At 61.5% G+C, this 13,372-nt stretch carries 12 protein-coding genes and 3 pseudogenes; 10 read left to right on the forward strand and 5 right to left on the reverse strand.

The features are described 5' to 3' along the window. Nucleotides 1-114: 114 nt before the first annotated feature. Both CX511_RS16580 and CX511_RS16585 read left to right on the forward strand, forming a co-directional pair. Nucleotides 115-318: pseudogene (locus CX511_RS16580) on the forward strand (heme ABC transporter ATP-binding protein); the annotation flags it as partial. A gap of 57 nt (nucleotides 319-375) precedes the next feature. Then, nucleotides 376-1,260 (forward strand): ChaN family lipoprotein, encoded by an 885-nt coding sequence (locus CX511_RS16585; protein WP_101292178.1) that lies wholly within the window; start codon nucleotides 376-378, stop codon nucleotides 1,258-1,260. Between the two features lie 28 nt (nucleotides 1,261-1,288). Here the strand turns inward: CX511_RS16585 and CX511_RS16590 are convergent. After that, nucleotides 1,289-1,576 (reverse strand): annotated as a pseudogene (locus CX511_RS16590) (aspartate/glutamate racemase family protein); the annotation flags it as partial. A 30-nt stretch (nucleotides 1,577-1,606) separates the two neighbouring features. Here CX511_RS16590 and CX511_RS16595 point away from each other — a divergent pair. Together CX511_RS16595 and CX511_RS16600 are read left to right on the forward strand one after the other, a co-directional pair. After that, nucleotides 1,607-1,702, forward strand: a pseudogene (locus tag CX511_RS16595) (GntR family transcriptional regulator); the annotation flags it as partial. A gap of 163 nt (nucleotides 1,703-1,865) precedes the next feature. Continuing rightward, a complete protein-coding gene (locus CX511_RS16600; protein WP_101292177.1) occupies nucleotides 1,866-3,065 on the forward strand; it encodes an amidohydrolase family protein in 1,200 nt (399 codons plus the stop codon). 120 nt (nucleotides 3,066-3,185) lie between these two features. On the opposite strand, the gene CX511_RS16605 is transcribed toward CX511_RS16600, so the two are convergent. The 3 genes from CX511_RS16605 to CX511_RS16615 form a co-directional block, all read right to left on the reverse strand. After that, nucleotides 3,186-4,283 carry an extracellular solute-binding protein gene (locus CX511_RS16605; protein WP_045188264.1) on the reverse strand — a complete coding sequence of 366 codons (1,098 nt, stop codon included), beginning with the start codon at nucleotides 4,281-4,283 and terminating at the stop codon, nucleotides 3,186-3,188. Next, nucleotides 4,280-5,392: an agmatine deiminase gene (gene aguA, locus CX511_RS16610; protein WP_045188265.1), complete on the reverse strand. Its 1,113-nt coding sequence runs from the start codon at nucleotides 5,390-5,392 to the stop codon at nucleotides 4,280-4,282. The genes CX511_RS16605 and aguA overlap by 4 nt, the downstream gene beginning before the upstream one ends. 93 nt (nucleotides 5,393-5,485) lie before the next feature. Further along, entirely contained in the window at nucleotides 5,486-6,373 is an 888-nt protein-coding gene (locus CX511_RS16615; protein WP_045188267.1) for a LysR substrate-binding domain-containing protein, read from the reverse strand. Nucleotides 6,374-6,569: 196 nt separating this feature from the next. Between CX511_RS16615 and CX511_RS16620 the strand changes: the two genes are divergently transcribed. Beyond that, nucleotides 6,570-7,781, forward strand: a complete 1,212-nt coding sequence (locus tag CX511_RS16620; protein WP_101292176.1) for a GGDEF domain-containing protein — start codon at nucleotides 6,570-6,572, stop codon at nucleotides 7,779-7,781. Here CX511_RS16620 and CX511_RS16625 read toward each other — a convergent pair. Continuing rightward, entirely contained in the window at nucleotides 7,723-8,583 is an 861-nt protein-coding gene (locus CX511_RS16625) for a LysR family transcriptional regulator (protein WP_045188270.1), read from the reverse strand. The two genes, CX511_RS16620 and CX511_RS16625, sit on opposite strands and share 59 nt — an antisense overlap. 94 nt (nucleotides 8,584-8,677) lie before the next feature. Between CX511_RS16625 and CX511_RS16630 the strand changes: the two genes are divergently transcribed. From CX511_RS16630 to CX511_RS16650, 5 genes are all read left to right on the forward strand, one after another. After that, nucleotides 8,678-9,127 (forward strand): multidrug/biocide efflux PACE transporter, encoded by a 450-nt coding sequence (locus tag CX511_RS16630; RefSeq protein ID WP_045188272.1) that lies wholly within the window; start codon nucleotides 8,678-8,680, stop codon nucleotides 9,125-9,127. 69 nt (nucleotides 9,128-9,196) lie between these two features. Continuing rightward, nucleotides 9,197-9,886, forward strand: coding sequence for a S24 family peptidase (locus CX511_RS16635; RefSeq protein WP_101292175.1), 690 nt, complete (start codon nucleotides 9,197-9,199; stop codon nucleotides 9,884-9,886). An 80-nt stretch (nucleotides 9,887-9,966) separates the two neighbouring features. Further along, nucleotides 9,967-11,256, forward strand: coding sequence for an NAD(P)/FAD-dependent oxidoreductase (locus tag CX511_RS16640; protein ID WP_101292174.1), 1,290 nt, complete (start codon nucleotides 9,967-9,969; stop codon nucleotides 11,254-11,256). Between the two features lie 13 nt (nucleotides 11,257-11,269). Next, nucleotides 11,270-11,827, forward strand: a complete 558-nt coding sequence (locus CX511_RS16645; protein ID WP_045188275.1) for a helix-turn-helix domain-containing protein — start codon at nucleotides 11,270-11,272, stop codon at nucleotides 11,825-11,827. Between the two features lie 23 nt (nucleotides 11,828-11,850). After that, nucleotides 11,851-13,203, forward strand: a complete 1,353-nt coding sequence (locus tag CX511_RS16650) for a glutamine synthetase family protein (protein ID WP_045188277.1) — start codon at nucleotides 11,851-11,853, stop codon at nucleotides 13,201-13,203. The last annotated feature ends 169 nt before the right edge of the window (nucleotides 13,204-13,372 follow it).

The following is a 13,372-nucleotide window of genomic DNA, read 5'->3' on the forward strand; positions in this document are numbered from 1 at the left end:
GGGCAGCGCGGCCATTGACGCAATCAGATCGCCCAAACCACATTGACGCCTGCATAACGCCCTAGCGGAGTCAATCGGCCCAGACCGCCGTTGATCACACTTACCCGGTCACCTGCCGCGATGCTGGGGATTCTCCGCAACCTCAACCTGGCCGCACGCTATTGCGATCAACTACTGTTGTTGCAGGATGGCTTACCCCACGCCTATGGCCCACCGGCTAAGGTACTCACCGCCGATGCGCTAACGCAGGTGTATAGACTGCAAGTGCTCATTCACCAGCACCCGGAATGCGGCGATCCCCTGATCATCGCACGCTAACGCCACCTCGCCTCGCTCAGCACTGAACGAGGGACAACTCTTTAGCAAGGAATCCCGATGCGTGTTTTGCTGCTCTGCCTGCTCAGCCTATTGGCGGCCTGCCAAACCCACGAGGTACTGCCACCCCCGGCAGCGATTGCCACACAAGGGCGCGATCACGCCGAACTGGGAATGATCCGCGAACTGGCCACCGGCCGTACCCTGACCCCACAACAACTGATCGAACGCCTGGCCGCTGCACCACGGGTGCTGGTCGGCGAACAACACGACAACCCTGATCACCACGCTATCGAGCTGTGGCTGCTGCGCGAACTGGCCAGCCAGCGACCACAAGGCAGCCTGCTGATGGAGATGGTCAACCCCGATCAGCAGACCAAGGTCGATGCAGCGCAAGTGGCGACCCGTGCAGGTCAACAGCCAAGCGATCCGTTCCAGGCCCTGGCCTGGCAGGCCAATTGGGACTGGAGCCTGTACGGGCCGCTGGTTACCTACGCCCTGCGCCAGCCGTATCCATTGCTGTCGGCGAACCTCAACCGGGCGCAGATCATGCAGATCTACAAGCAGCGCCCCGTGCTCGAAGGCTCGGCGTCGACTCGCCCTGCGGTGCAAGCCACACTGCTCGATGACATTCGCCAGTCCCACTGCGGCCTGTTGCCCGAAACGCAAATGCCAGCCATGCTCGCCGTGCAACAACAGCGTGACCGACGCATGGCCGAACGCCTGCTGGCCGCACCAACACCTGCAGTGTTGCTGGCGGGGGCCTTCCATGTGCGCAAGGATCTGGGGGTGCCGCTGCACCTGAGCGACCTGGGGGCTGATGAAGGTAATCAAGTGCTGATTCTGGCCGAAGTCGGCAAGACGGTGACCGCCGAGCGTGCCGATTACGTATGGTACACCGCAGCCCAACCGGAGCAGGACCACTGCGCACAACTGCGCCGCTGAGCTGACTGCCACACCACTGCCTCGATTCCCGCTCGGGATCTTCTTCCAGTTCCAGCACCGCCAGGCCACTGGCGCGCACTGAGGCACAACGGCTATCCAGCCCCGTCAGCTTCAAGCGATCCTCGATCAGCGGCACCGTACGGTCCAGTGTGGTGACCATCGAGTAGCTTTGACCCAACAGCATGGCAACGCTGGCCGCTGCTTCAGTGATCACCGGCACATTGAGCAATTCCTGCAAGCCTTCACGCCCATGTTCGCCGTAACCGGCCTGGATTACCGCGTCATACGGCTGGTCGTAGGTCAGTACCCGCTCCACATCAGTCAGTTCCTTGTGCGGGACGGGACGCTGCTGGGCGAATTCCATCTGCGCCTGGCCGAGGTACTCGACAACCCGGTGCTGATGGACTGGTTCCGTAAACTGATCGAACGCGGTTCGCTATATCGCTGAAGGCCGATTACCGTCCGCTCAAACACCTGCTTGGCTGATGTTAATAATCGAGCTCCTCGCAGCATTCATAAAAACACTACTATCGATCCCAATATTTAATTGGCCGATAGCCGCAGGCTTTTTGTAGGGTGTGCAGCCTCCCCCAAGAGGTCGTGAAATGTTTGATCGCGTATTCGTCAATGCCGTCGCTGCCGACGGCAGCCCCCTATCTCTGGCCGTCGTCGATGGCCGTATCGCTCACCTGGGTGCCGACTTCGGCCCCCTTGAAGGCGTAGAACGCATTGATCTGGCGGGGCATCTGCTACTGCCCGGCTTCGTCGACGGCCATATCCACCTGGACAAGAGTTTTGTCGGTGACCGCTGGCATCCGCATCAATCAGTCGGCAGTCTGCGTGAGCGCTTGGCCGTGGAAAAGCGTGAGCTGGCTCTGGCCCCCTCAATCGTCGAGCGCGCCGACGCCTTGATCGCCCAGGCGGTGTCGTTCGGCACCGTAGCCATGCGCAGCCATGTCGATGTCGATGCCACCACCGGCCTGAGCAACCTGCATGCGGTGATGGAGGCACGGGAGAAATGGCGCGGTATCGTCGACATTGAGTTGGTAGCCTTTCCTCAGGCCGGGGTGATGTCCTGCCCGGGTACCGCTGACGTACTGGAAGCGGCCATTCGCGACGGCGCCGAGGTGATCGGCGGCATCGATCCGACCACCCTTGACGGTGATGCCGAAGGTCAGCTGGAGGTGGTCTTCGGGATTGCCGAACGGCATGGTGTTAAGGTCGACATCCACTTGCACGAGCCGGGCCTGCAAGGTGTTGTACAGCTGCAACGGATCGCCGAACGCACCTGCGCCGCCGGTCTGCAAGGGCGTGTGAGTGTCAGTCATGCCTATGCCCTTGGCCAGGTGACTGAAGAGGTACTTGAGCGCATCGCCGCAAGCCTTGCCCAAGCCCGGGTCTCGATCATGACCAATGCCCCCGGTGATCATGACTTCCCACCGATCCTTCGCCTGCGCGCTGCGGGGGTGAATGTATTTGCCGGTAACGACAATATTCGCGATGCCTGGTGGCCCTACGGTAACGCTGACATGCTCCAGCGCGCCATGCTGATTGGCTACCGTTCGGGCTTTTACAGCGATGAAGCGCTGAATGTAGCCCTGGCCATGGCCACCTCGGCAGGCGCGGCAGCCATAGAGAAAAAAGACTACGGGCTGATGGTGGGCAATGACGCGACCTTTATCGTGCTCAAGGCCGACAACGGCGCCGCTGCCGTTGCCGCGGCCCCCGCCGAGCGGCGGATGGTCCGCCGCGGGCAGTTGCTGGATGCGCCCGTCGGGCTGCAGTTCGATATCCGCCGCGCCTGAGTAGCACTCACCGCTTCAACAACACATCCCGATAGCCTTGCAGCCATCGGGATTTTTTTTGCACTCAGCTGGCCGGTTTCCCACCGCCCCGCTCGGCCGCCAGGCGAAACTTGTCTGGCCCTAGGTACCGGATTTGAGTCGACTGAACGCGCGAGTCAGCTCACGGTTGAACGCCTTGCTGTTGTCATTCTTGCTGTATAGCCGCGCCCGCACCGCCGCGGGTGGATAGGTGCCGGCGTCATTGCGAATCGCCGGAGCCACCAGGGTGTCGGCCGCGCTGATGGCGTTGGCGTACTGGATGCTGTTGGTGATTGGTGCAATCACCTCCGGGCGCATCAAGTAATCCATCAGCGCCAGGGCGGCCTCAGGGTGCGGCGCATCTTTGGGGATCACCAGCGCATCGAGCCAGATCAAGGTGCCTTCGCGCGGAATACTGAAGACCAGGTCGACGCGCTTACCTGCCTGCTGCGCCTGGTTGCGGGCAATGGCAACGTTGCCGTTCCAGGACATTGCCAGGCAGGTTTCACCGTTGGCCAAGTCGTTGATGTTGCGGTCGTTGTCGAAGTAGCGAATGTACGGCCGCACCTTCTGCAACAAGGCTTCGGCCCGGCGCAGGTCTTCGCTGCGTTGCTGGTTGATGTCCAGCCCCAAGTAACGCATGGCCGCCGCGAATACCTCGTTGGGATCGTTGAGCAGGCTGACGCCGCAACTGGCGAATTTCGACACCACCTCTGGATCAAACAACATCGCCCAGCTATCGGTCGGCGCCGCCGGCAAGCGAGCATCAACGGCCTGTTGCTGATAACCGACACCCGTAGTGCCCCAGGCATAGGTACCGGCATAACGGTTACCCGGATCAAACACCGCCATGTGCTGGCGGAACTCTGTGCCGACGCCGGCCAGGTGCGGCAAGCGCGCCTTGTCCAGCGGCTGCAGCGCCCCGCTGCTGATGGCCCGTGACAGGTGCTGGCCAGCGGTCAGCACCAGGTCATAGCCACTGCGCCCGGTGAGCAGTTTGGTCTCGACGGTTTCCAGGGAGTCGAAATGGTCGGCGACCACCCGGATGCCGGTGCTTTTCTCAAAATTGGCCAGGGTATCGGGGGCCAGGTACTCGCCCCAGATATACAGGTTCACCGTTTGTTGCGGGCCATCGGCGGCCTGTAGCTGCGCCGCACTGCAGGCCAGCGATAGCGCCAGACCGAAGGTGCGCAGGTTCATGAGGTTTTTCCTCCAGCGTATTGAGGCATGGTGATGCAGGCGACGTTGCCGCCCCCCAGTAGGATCTCGCGGGAGTTTTCAATGCCGATGATGCGATGGCTGGGGAACAGTTCGGCCAGAGTGGCTTGGGCGATGGTGTCATTACGATCACCGAACAGCGGCAGGACAATGGCCGAGTTGCCGGCGTAGTAGTTGATGTACGACGCACAGATTTTTGTCCCGGCCTGACGCAAGTGGGTGCCGTCGACCTGGTCCAGCCCGGCGGCTTCTTCGGCAGTCCACTGCAATACATCGGGTTGCGGCAGCTTGTGTACCTTGAGCTCGCGACCACGACTGTCGCGGGTGCTGCGCAGAATGTCGTAGGCCTCCTGATAGATTTCCCACTGTGGATCGTCGCGGTTGTCGGTCCACTGCAGCACCACTTCGCCGGGACGCACGAAGCAGGCCAGATCGTCGACGTGGCCATCGGTCTCGTCGAACTTGCAACCGCGCGGCAACCAGATCACCTGCTCGGCACCCAGGTAATCCTGCAGGCGACGCGTCACTTCGTCCTTGCCCAGGTGGGCGTTGCGATTACGATTGAGCAGGCATTGCTCGGTGGTCAGCAGGCTGCCCTGACCATCGCTCTGGATACCGCCCAACTCGGCAATCAACGGCGCGCGGTAACGGTCGAGGTTTTCGATTTCGAGGATCTTCTGGGCAATCTGATCGTCCTTGTCCCAAGGATAATAGAGACCGCCATCGAGCCCGCCGTAGGCATTGAACTCGAAGTCGACGCCGCGTACTTCTCCGCTGTCATCGTTAACCACAAAACAAGCGCCGCTGTCGCGAAACCAGGTGTCGTTGCAGGTCATTTCCACCACCCGTACCTGCGCGGGTAGCAAGCGCCGGGCATTGGCGTACTGCGCCGCCGAAGCGCAGACAGTCACCGGCTCACTCGACGCAATGGCACTGACAATGTCGACCCAGACTTTCTGCGCAGGTTTGGCACCGTTGCGCCAGACATCCGGACGTTCCGGCCAGCCAAGCCAGCAACCGGACTTCTTCTCGAATTCGCCGGGCAAGCGGAAGCCATCAGCCTTGGGAGTGGTGGTAAGTGAACGTGCCATGGACAACCTCTGCAGTGGGTGGGGATAGCTGCACGCTACGCCGCCACCGTCAGCGCTTCCAACGATGAAATCTCAGCGATTGATGAATTGAATTCAGGGTTCGCTGATCTGAGTGGTGAACCATTCTATGAAGTCCGCCACCGCCCCGCGCTCCAGGCGCAAGCGCTCGCACACCAGCGCATATTGGCCCATGGCCGCGACACTGGCAGCGAACGGCCGCACCAGACGGCCGCTGAGCAAGTCGGCCTGACAGGTCAGGTTGTCGCCCATGGCTACACCCTGCCCCAGTGCGGCGGCCTCCAGGGCCAAGGCCGCATGGGGGAAATACAGTTGGCGGCCGGGCTGGGCGTCTTCGGCGTGGGTGGCGAGCCAGGCGGTCCAGGTCTTGCCGTCCTGATCGTCGTGCAGCAAGCACTGGCGCACCAGGTCGCGCGGGCGCTTGAGGCCACCCAGGTTGAACAACCCAGGGCTGCACACCGGAAAGAACTGCAACAGCGGCAACGGCCGGACGAAATGGGTGCTGGCATCCAACGGACTGGTGCCGTAGGTGATGGCGATGTCGATATCGCTGGCCGGCGCACCGACGTCGATAGGCTGCTCGTGCAGATGCAAAGTGATATGCGGGTAGCGGCTACTGAAATCAGCCAAGCGTGCGACTAGCCACTTTTGCGCAAGCTCGGCGGTCACGGCCAGGCGCAACACTGCCTGCGAGGCCGGATCACGCAATTCATCGCAAGCCTTGCCGATCAGTTCAAAGGCTTGCTGAAGGTGCTGTAACAAGCGCCCCGCCTCACTCGTCAAACGCACCTGGCGGCCTTCACGGACGAACAACTCAACGCCCAGTTGTTCTTCCAACTGACGGATCTGGTGGCTCACGGCACTGTCGGTCACACACAGCTCGGCAGCGGCACGACCAAAGTGACCATGGCGTGCGGCGCACTCGAAGGCGCGCAAGGCAGTCAGTGAAGGCAATCGACGCATGGGGTTTCCTCAGACGCGCAACCGCAGTGACATTCGGGTACAGGTTAAAAATCGACCTGCCAGCATAGCAATCTTTTTATCCGCAGCTCATTTGACGCCGCCCTGAATGCTGGCAAAGTACCATCCGCTCCGCTAGCATGCCGCTGAAAATCGGTATTGGCCGGTTGGCCGCAAGGCCGCATGGAGAGCGAAACACGTGCTGCTGAGCATCCCCACCCTGTTGCTGGTGGCCATATTCATCTTCAGTCTGATGGGTCTGTTGACCTTGCACGCCTGGAGCCGTGGCGCGCGCGAACAGACCCTGGGCTATCTTGCCAGCACGTTGCTGCTCGCCGCCTTTGGCGTGACGCTGGTCAGCCTGCGCGGCATAGCCCCAGACACCATTGCCCTGGTACTGGGCAATGTCGTTCTGCTGCTCGGTGCGACCATGAACTGGACCGCCATGCGCGTGTTCGGCGGTCGGGCACCGCACCTGCCGGGCATCCTCGCGGCCCCCCTGCTGTGGGCATTGTGGGGTCTCACACCGGGCTACTACGAAAACCTCGGCCTGCGTGTAACGGTCTATTCGCTGTTGACGGCCGTCTATGGCGGCTTATCGGCGTTCGAGCTGTGGCGCAATCGCAAGCGCCTGGAAGTCAGCTACCTGCCTGCACTGGTGCTGCTGGTGATGCACAGTGGGTTCTACACGGTGCGGATGGTCGCCGACCACGGAATCTCCCTGGAGCACGCGCTGGCCGGCACGGGTCGCGGTACCAGGTTTTTCTCCTTCCTGCTGTTCGAATCCATGCTCTACGCGATCGGCATCGCCTACATCACCCTGGCCATGGTCCGTGAGCGCGCCGAGCTGAAGTTCAAGGCTGCAGCCTATTCCGACCCGCTGACCGGTATCGGTAATCGCCGCGCGTTCCTGTCGGGTGGCAAGCAGTTGTTGGCCGAGTGCAGTCGCCGGGGCGAACCCGTCGCCTTGTTGCTGTGCGATCTGGATCACTTCAAGCGGCTCAACGATGCCTATGGTCATCAGACTGGCGACCAGGCCTTGATTGCTTTCGGTCAAGTCGCGAGCCAGCGTATTCGCCAACAGGATGTGTTCGGGCGCATCGGGGGAGAAGAGTTTGCCTGCTTGTTGGCCAATACCGGTGAGCACGCCGCGTTACTGGTCGCCCAGCGTATCTGCAGCAGCTTTCATGAGTTGCCGCTACTGGCCCCAGGGCTGCTGAGCGTCAGCATTGGTATCGCTCACAGCACCGGCGATGAGCACGACCTGGCGCGCCTGCTGTCGCGGGCTGACCACGCGCTGTACGCAGCCAAGGATCAAGGCCGTAACCGCGTGCAGGTGTACCGCGCGGTGGTCACTGCTCCCGAGACAACCAGTCCAACAACCACAACCCCGCCGGCCCCGGCGGCGTAAGCCGCGACCAGGCTGCATCCACCGCAATCGGTCGTGGCCATCCGCCCAACGCCAGCGCCACCAATTGGCCGTGCCCGTACTGCTGCACCAGGCCAAGGGGTAGCTCAGCCCAACCAAAGCCCTGTTCGGTCATTTCCAACAGCAACAGATAATCGGGCGCTGACCAAACCCGCCCCTGCGGCTTGTTCTCGCTGTCTGCGTAGGTGTTGAGGTAAAGCTGACGATGGCTGGCCAGGTTCGCCTGGGTCGGTTGTGCCAGCGCCGCCAACGGATGCCCACGGGCAACAAAAATGCCCATCTGCGCCTGCTTGGGTAATCGTCGTACAGCGATGTCTGGCGGGTAATTCGCTTGTGCCGCCAACAATCCCAGGTGCGCGCGCCCGCTTTGTAGCAAGCTCAACACATCCCCCGCCTCAGCGATCATGCATTCAAGTTCGATGTCCTGGTAGCGCTGCTCGAACTGATGCATCACGTGGTTACCTGGCGAGAGCTGGTACATGTCGGAAAGCACCAGGGTCAGGCGCGGCTCAACGTTATCGGCCAGGCGGATGCTCAGTTCGTCGAGGCGCTCGCTGGCGGCGAGGATTTCCTGTACATGGCCCAACACTTTACGCCCGGCTTCAGTGAGCACCGGATGGCGAGCCTGGCGGTCGAACAGGCTGACGCCCAGGTCCGCCTCAAGGTTGGCGATAGCGGCACTGACGGTGGACTGACTTTTGCGCAACTTGCGCGCCGCCGCCGAGAATGAACCCAGGGCAACCGCTTCGACGAAAGCTTGCAGTGCTTCGGGAGAATAACGCATGACGTGTATCGCTTTTATCGATGGAATCCATTTTTAACATAAGCAAAAAAGCGATGACAATCACCCCATCGAAACCAACCGTTCAGGTGTTGTCATGATCACGTCCACTAAATCCTTTGCCGAGCGTATTGTCCACGCCGTGGGCTTTGAGGCCATTGCCGTGTTGATCTGTGCGCCGATTGGCGCCTGGTTGCTCAACCGTTCGATGCTCGAAGTCGGCACCCTGGCGGTGCTCCTGTCGACCGTAGCGATGCTCTGGAACATGCTCTACAACAGCCTCTTCGACCGGCTCTGGCCCGCTGAGCGGGTGGTGCGCAGTGTCAAAGTCCGGGCGCTGCATGCCAGCGGCTTCGAGATTGGCTTTGTGCTGATCGGCGTACCGATTGCCGCGTTGATGCTTAACCTGTCGCTGGTAGAGGCGTTCATGCTGGAGATCGGCTTCTTCGTCTTCATGCTGCCCTACACGATGGCCTACAACTGGGCTTACGACCTGCTGCGCCAGCGCTGGGTCAACGCTCGCAGCGCGACACTTCAGGTGCAGTAAGCGGCTTTGTCCCTGGGCGCTTTTGGTTTAGCCTGTTTAGCACATAGCTAAATAATGGCTCCAGCGCCCATGAACATTCACAGCATCCGTAAAACCAACCTGCTCCGTCTGATCGGCACCCAGCGTAAGGCCAGTTGCGCCGAACGCTGGGGGATCAGCCCGGCCCACCTGAGCCAGATCCTTTCGCAAAAGACCGAGAAAAACCTCGGCGACGAGGTGGCGCGGCGCATCGAAACGGCCGAAGGTCTGGCGCCGGGCTGGATGGATGTGTTGCAGGAGAATGCGACGGCACACCGCAGCGTGCCGGTAGCCACCAGCGCCCTCACGGGGTTTGTCACCATCCCGCATTTCGACATCCGCGGCTCCATGGGCAGCGGCAACACTCCGCCAAGCCATGTCGACGTGATTCGCGACCTGACCGTGCACCAGGACTGGCTGCGTGGCCAAGGCATCAGCTTTTCCAGCCTGAACAACCTGGCGATCATTTGCGGCGACGGCGACAGTATGGCCGGCACGTTCAATGACGGCGACGCCTTGCTGGTGGACCGCGGCATCTCCGAAGTGCGCACCGACGCCATCTACGTCTTCAGCCTGGACGGCGACCTCTTCGTCAAGCGCCTGCAACGCATGACTGGCGGCGGTCTGCGGATGATTTCCGACAATCCGCTGTACCCCGCGCTGATGATAGAAGGTGCTGCGCTTGAGAAGCTGCATGTTCAAGCGCGGGTGCTGTTGGTGTGGAACGCTCGCCGCCTATAAAAAACGCCGGGCTTGGTATCGTGAAATTTATCTGGTAGTTTTTCATGAAAATATACCAATAAAAATTCACGAGACTCGCCATGTTCAAGCAATCCGCCCAGCATGTCGCCAGCTACTATGCCCGCACCTACCCCGGTGCGATCCCTTTGCGCCCTACCCTGCACGAGGGTCTGGACACAGAAGTATTGATTGTTGGTGCCGGTTTCAGTGGTTTGCACACCGCCCTGCGTTTGGCCTTGGCTGGCAAACGGGTAACGGTGCTGGAGGCCAGCCGCGTGGCGTGGGCCGCATCCGGGCGCAATGGCGGACAAGCGCTGCTGGGCTGGTCGTGCGACATGCCGCCGCTGGAAAAAGCCCTCGGCCTTGAGCGGACCCGACGCTTGTGGGACAGCATGTGCTGGGCGGCTCAAGAACTGCGTGAACTCCCCGCGCGCCATGGCTTCGATGTCGACTACCGGCCTGGCAGCCTGTGGACTGCGGTACTGCCGCGACGGGTCGGTATGCTGCGTGAGGCTCAGCGCGAGGCCAGCGAAAAGTGGGGCTACGACAAACTGCAACTGATCGATCGTGAGGCGCTGCCCGAGTGGATCGACAGCCCACGCTACCAGGCTGCGCTCTACGACCCGGAAGGTGGCCACCTCAACCCGCTGAAACTGGCCCAGGGCCTGGCCGCCGCCTTCGAAGCAGCCGGCGGGCGCCTGTTCGAACAGACCCGCGTACTTGATTACCGTGAGACCGCCAACGGCTTTGTCGCCCGCACCGAGCACGGCGAAGTACGCAGCGACGTGCTGGTGCTGGCCTGCAATGCCTACATCGACAAGCTCGACCGACATCTCTCGCGACGCCTGCTGCCAGTCGGCTCTTACCAGGTGGCCACCGCGCCCCTGGACCCAGCGCTGGCCCAGTCGCTGCTGCCACGCAACAGCTGCGTGATCGATAACCAGTTCGTCCCCGACTATTTCCGCCTGACCCCAGATCACCGCCTGCTGTTTGGCGGTGGCTGCACCTATCTGGGTGGCATTCCTAAAGACGTCGAAGCGGCTACCCGGCCGGTGCTGGAACGGGCCTTCCCGCAACTACGTGGCGTAGCCATCGAGCACGCCTGGGGCGGGCATATCGACTGCAGTCTGCGGCGCACCCCGGACATTGGCCGCAGCGGTCAACGTTACTGGTTGCAGGGCTTCTCCGGGCATGGCGTACTGCCGACCCTGGCCGGCGCCCGCGCGGTCAGCGATGCCATTCTCGGCGACAACGACTTGCTGGCGTTGTACCAGGCTATCGATAACGGCCGCTTCCCCGGCGGCGATGTCCTTGCCGCGCCCCTGGAAGCAGCAGCCAAAGCCTGGTACCGCCTGCGCGACAACCTTTGAAGAGGACAGCTCCATGGACATGCAGGATGAAATCGAAGGCCTGGCGATCCTGATCCGTGACCTGCGCAAGCACCGCAATTTGACCTTGGGTGAACTGGCCCAACGCATCGACCGTTCAGTAGGCTTTCTCTCTCAGGTCGAGCGTGGTCTGTCGCGCCCCACGGTGGCTGACCTTACCGCCATCAGTGAAACCCTGGATGTGCCCACCACTTACTTCTACAACCTGAGCAAACCGCGGGAGCTGGACTGGGTTACCCGTCCCGGGGAGCGACGCACGCTCTACTACGCCGGCGGCATCACCGACGTGCTGGTCTCGCCCAAACTCACTGGTGGGTTTTCCATGCTCGAAAGTCACCTGGATCCGGGCGCCAGCAGTGGTGAAGGCCACCTGGACGACAGCTCTGAACAAGGTGGTTTCGTCCTTGAGGGACAGTTGAGCGTGTGGCTCGACGACAACACTGAACCGGTGACCCTGGGCCCCAATGACAGCTTCCAGCTACCGCCACACAGCCAGTTTCGCTACGCCAACCTGACCGAGCAACCCACCCGGGTGCTCTGGGTATTCCGTTGAACCACGCTGCAGGATCGCAATCGATGACAACAACAAAAAGCTTCCCCGATCTGCTCACTGAAGTCCGTGAGTTTCGTACTCGATTCCCCGAGGTACGCTATGTAGACCTGATCAGCCTTGATATTCCGGGGCATTTCTATGGCAAGCGCTACCCCATCGACATGCTGGAAAAAGTCGCTGCCGGCAGCCCCTTGAAGCTGCCGCAGAACTGCGTGCTGCTGGGCGTTCAGGGCGGTCTGTTCCCGATCGCTGACTACTGCTTCCACGATGGCGACCCGGACGCGCCGCGGCGCCTGATCCCCGGTACGCTCAAGCCGGTGCGCTGGGAGAATCAGCCGCTGGGACAGATGCTGATCAGCTCCGACGGCACCCATGCGCCCATCGAATTCGAACCGCGGGAGGTGCTTGCTCAAGTTCTGCAGCGCCTGGAGCGTCGCGGCATTCGCCCGGTGGTAGCGTTCGAACTGGAGTTCTACCTGTTCGACCGCACCCTCAAGGAGGGCCTGCCACAGTTTCCCCGCGATCCGTTCAGTGAGGACCCCGACGACCAGCCGAACATGCACATCGAGCGTCTGTCACGGTACTCCGATGTACTGCGCGACATGGTTGAGGCGGCCAACGAGCAAGGCGTTGACGCCAACGTCATCACCGCTGAGCTGGGCCCTGGCCAGTTCGAGATCAACTTCGGCCATTGCGATGACGGTTTGCGCGCTGCCGACTGGGCCGCCCTGTTCTGCCGCAGTACACGCGGCGTGGCGCTCAAGCATGGGATGCGCGCCAGCTTCATGAGCAAACCGTATCTGGAGGCGCCTGGCAGCGGCATGCACGTGCATGTCAGCCTTTATGACCAGGATGGCAACAACCTCCTGGCCGCCGATGACCAGCGCCCTTTACGCCACGCCGTGGCCGGTTGCCTGGAACTGTTGCCGCACTGCATGCCGATCTTCGCGGCCAACCACAACGCCATGCGCCGCTACGGCGCCATGGTCAATGCGGCCAGCCGTGCCAGCTGGGGTTATGAGGACCGCGATGCGTGCATTCGCATTCCTGAGTCTGACCCTCGCAACCTGCGCATTGAACATCGCCTGGCCGGTGCCGACGCCAACCCGTATCTGGTGTTGGCGGCGATCCTAAGCGGCATGGAACATGGGCTGGATGCCGCCCGCGAGCCGATCACTCCACTCAATGAAGATCGCAACAGCGGCATCGACTTTCCCAAAGACATGCTCACCGCGGTCAGTGCCATGCGCCAGCATCCGGTGGTCAATGAGCGCTTGGGTAGCGAGTTCGTCATGGTCTATTGCGAGAACAAGCGCCAGGACCATTTGGCGTTTATGCAGGCCATCAGCGCCCGGGAGTATCGCTGGTTCCTCTGATCGGCTGAAGGTGAGGGGGCATCAGCAAGACTGGTACCCACACACAATCCGCAAGAACCCTTTTAGCTAAATTAATTTAGCTTACAGCATTGACCGCTATTTAGCCTGAAGCTAACTTCAATGACGAGCGCGACGCATTTTGTCGCGCCTCATTGGCAATTATGCCGTT

The sequence above is a fragment of the Pseudomonas sp. S06B 330 genome (genome assembly GCF_002845275.2).
Classification (GTDB): Bacteria; Pseudomonadota; Gammaproteobacteria; order Pseudomonadales; family Pseudomonadaceae; genus Aquipseudomonas.

Excerpts from the sequence above, each read along its gene's own strand:
- CX511_RS16585 (WP_101292178.1), top strand. The coding sequence starts at position 376 with ATGCGTGTTTTGCTGCTCTGCCTGCTCAGCCTATTGGCGGCCTGCCAA.
- CX511_RS16600 (WP_101292177.1), top strand. The coding sequence starts at position 1,866 with ATGTTTGATCGCGTATTCGTCAATGCCGTCGCTGCCGACGGCAGCCCC.
- CX511_RS16605 (WP_045188264.1), bottom strand. The coding sequence starts at position 4,283 with ATGAACCTGCGCACCTTCGGTCTGGCGCTATCGCTGGCCTGCAGTGCG.
- aguA (WP_045188265.1), bottom strand. The coding sequence starts at position 5,392 with ATGGCACGTTCACTTACCACCACTCCCAAGGCTGATGGCTTCCGCTTG.
- CX511_RS16615 (WP_045188267.1), bottom strand. The coding sequence starts at position 6,373 with ATGCGTCGATTGCCTTCACTGACTGCCTTGCGCGCCTTCGAGTGCGCC.
- CX511_RS16625 (WP_045188270.1), bottom strand. The coding sequence starts at position 8,583 with ATGCGTTATTCTCCCGAAGCACTGCAAGCTTTCGTCGAAGCGGTTGCC.
- CX511_RS16630 (WP_045188272.1), top strand. The coding sequence starts at position 8,678 with ATGATCACGTCCACTAAATCCTTTGCCGAGCGTATTGTCCACGCCGTG.
- CX511_RS16635 (WP_101292175.1), top strand. The coding sequence starts at position 9,197 with ATGAACATTCACAGCATCCGTAAAACCAACCTGCTCCGTCTGATCGGC.
- CX511_RS16640 (WP_101292174.1), top strand. The coding sequence starts at position 9,967 with ATGTTCAAGCAATCCGCCCAGCATGTCGCCAGCTACTATGCCCGCACC.
- CX511_RS16645 (WP_045188275.1), top strand. The coding sequence starts at position 11,270 with ATGGACATGCAGGATGAAATCGAAGGCCTGGCGATCCTGATCCGTGAC.
- CX511_RS16650 (WP_045188277.1), top strand. The coding sequence starts at position 11,851 with ATGACAACAACAAAAAGCTTCCCCGATCTGCTCACTGAAGTCCGTGAG.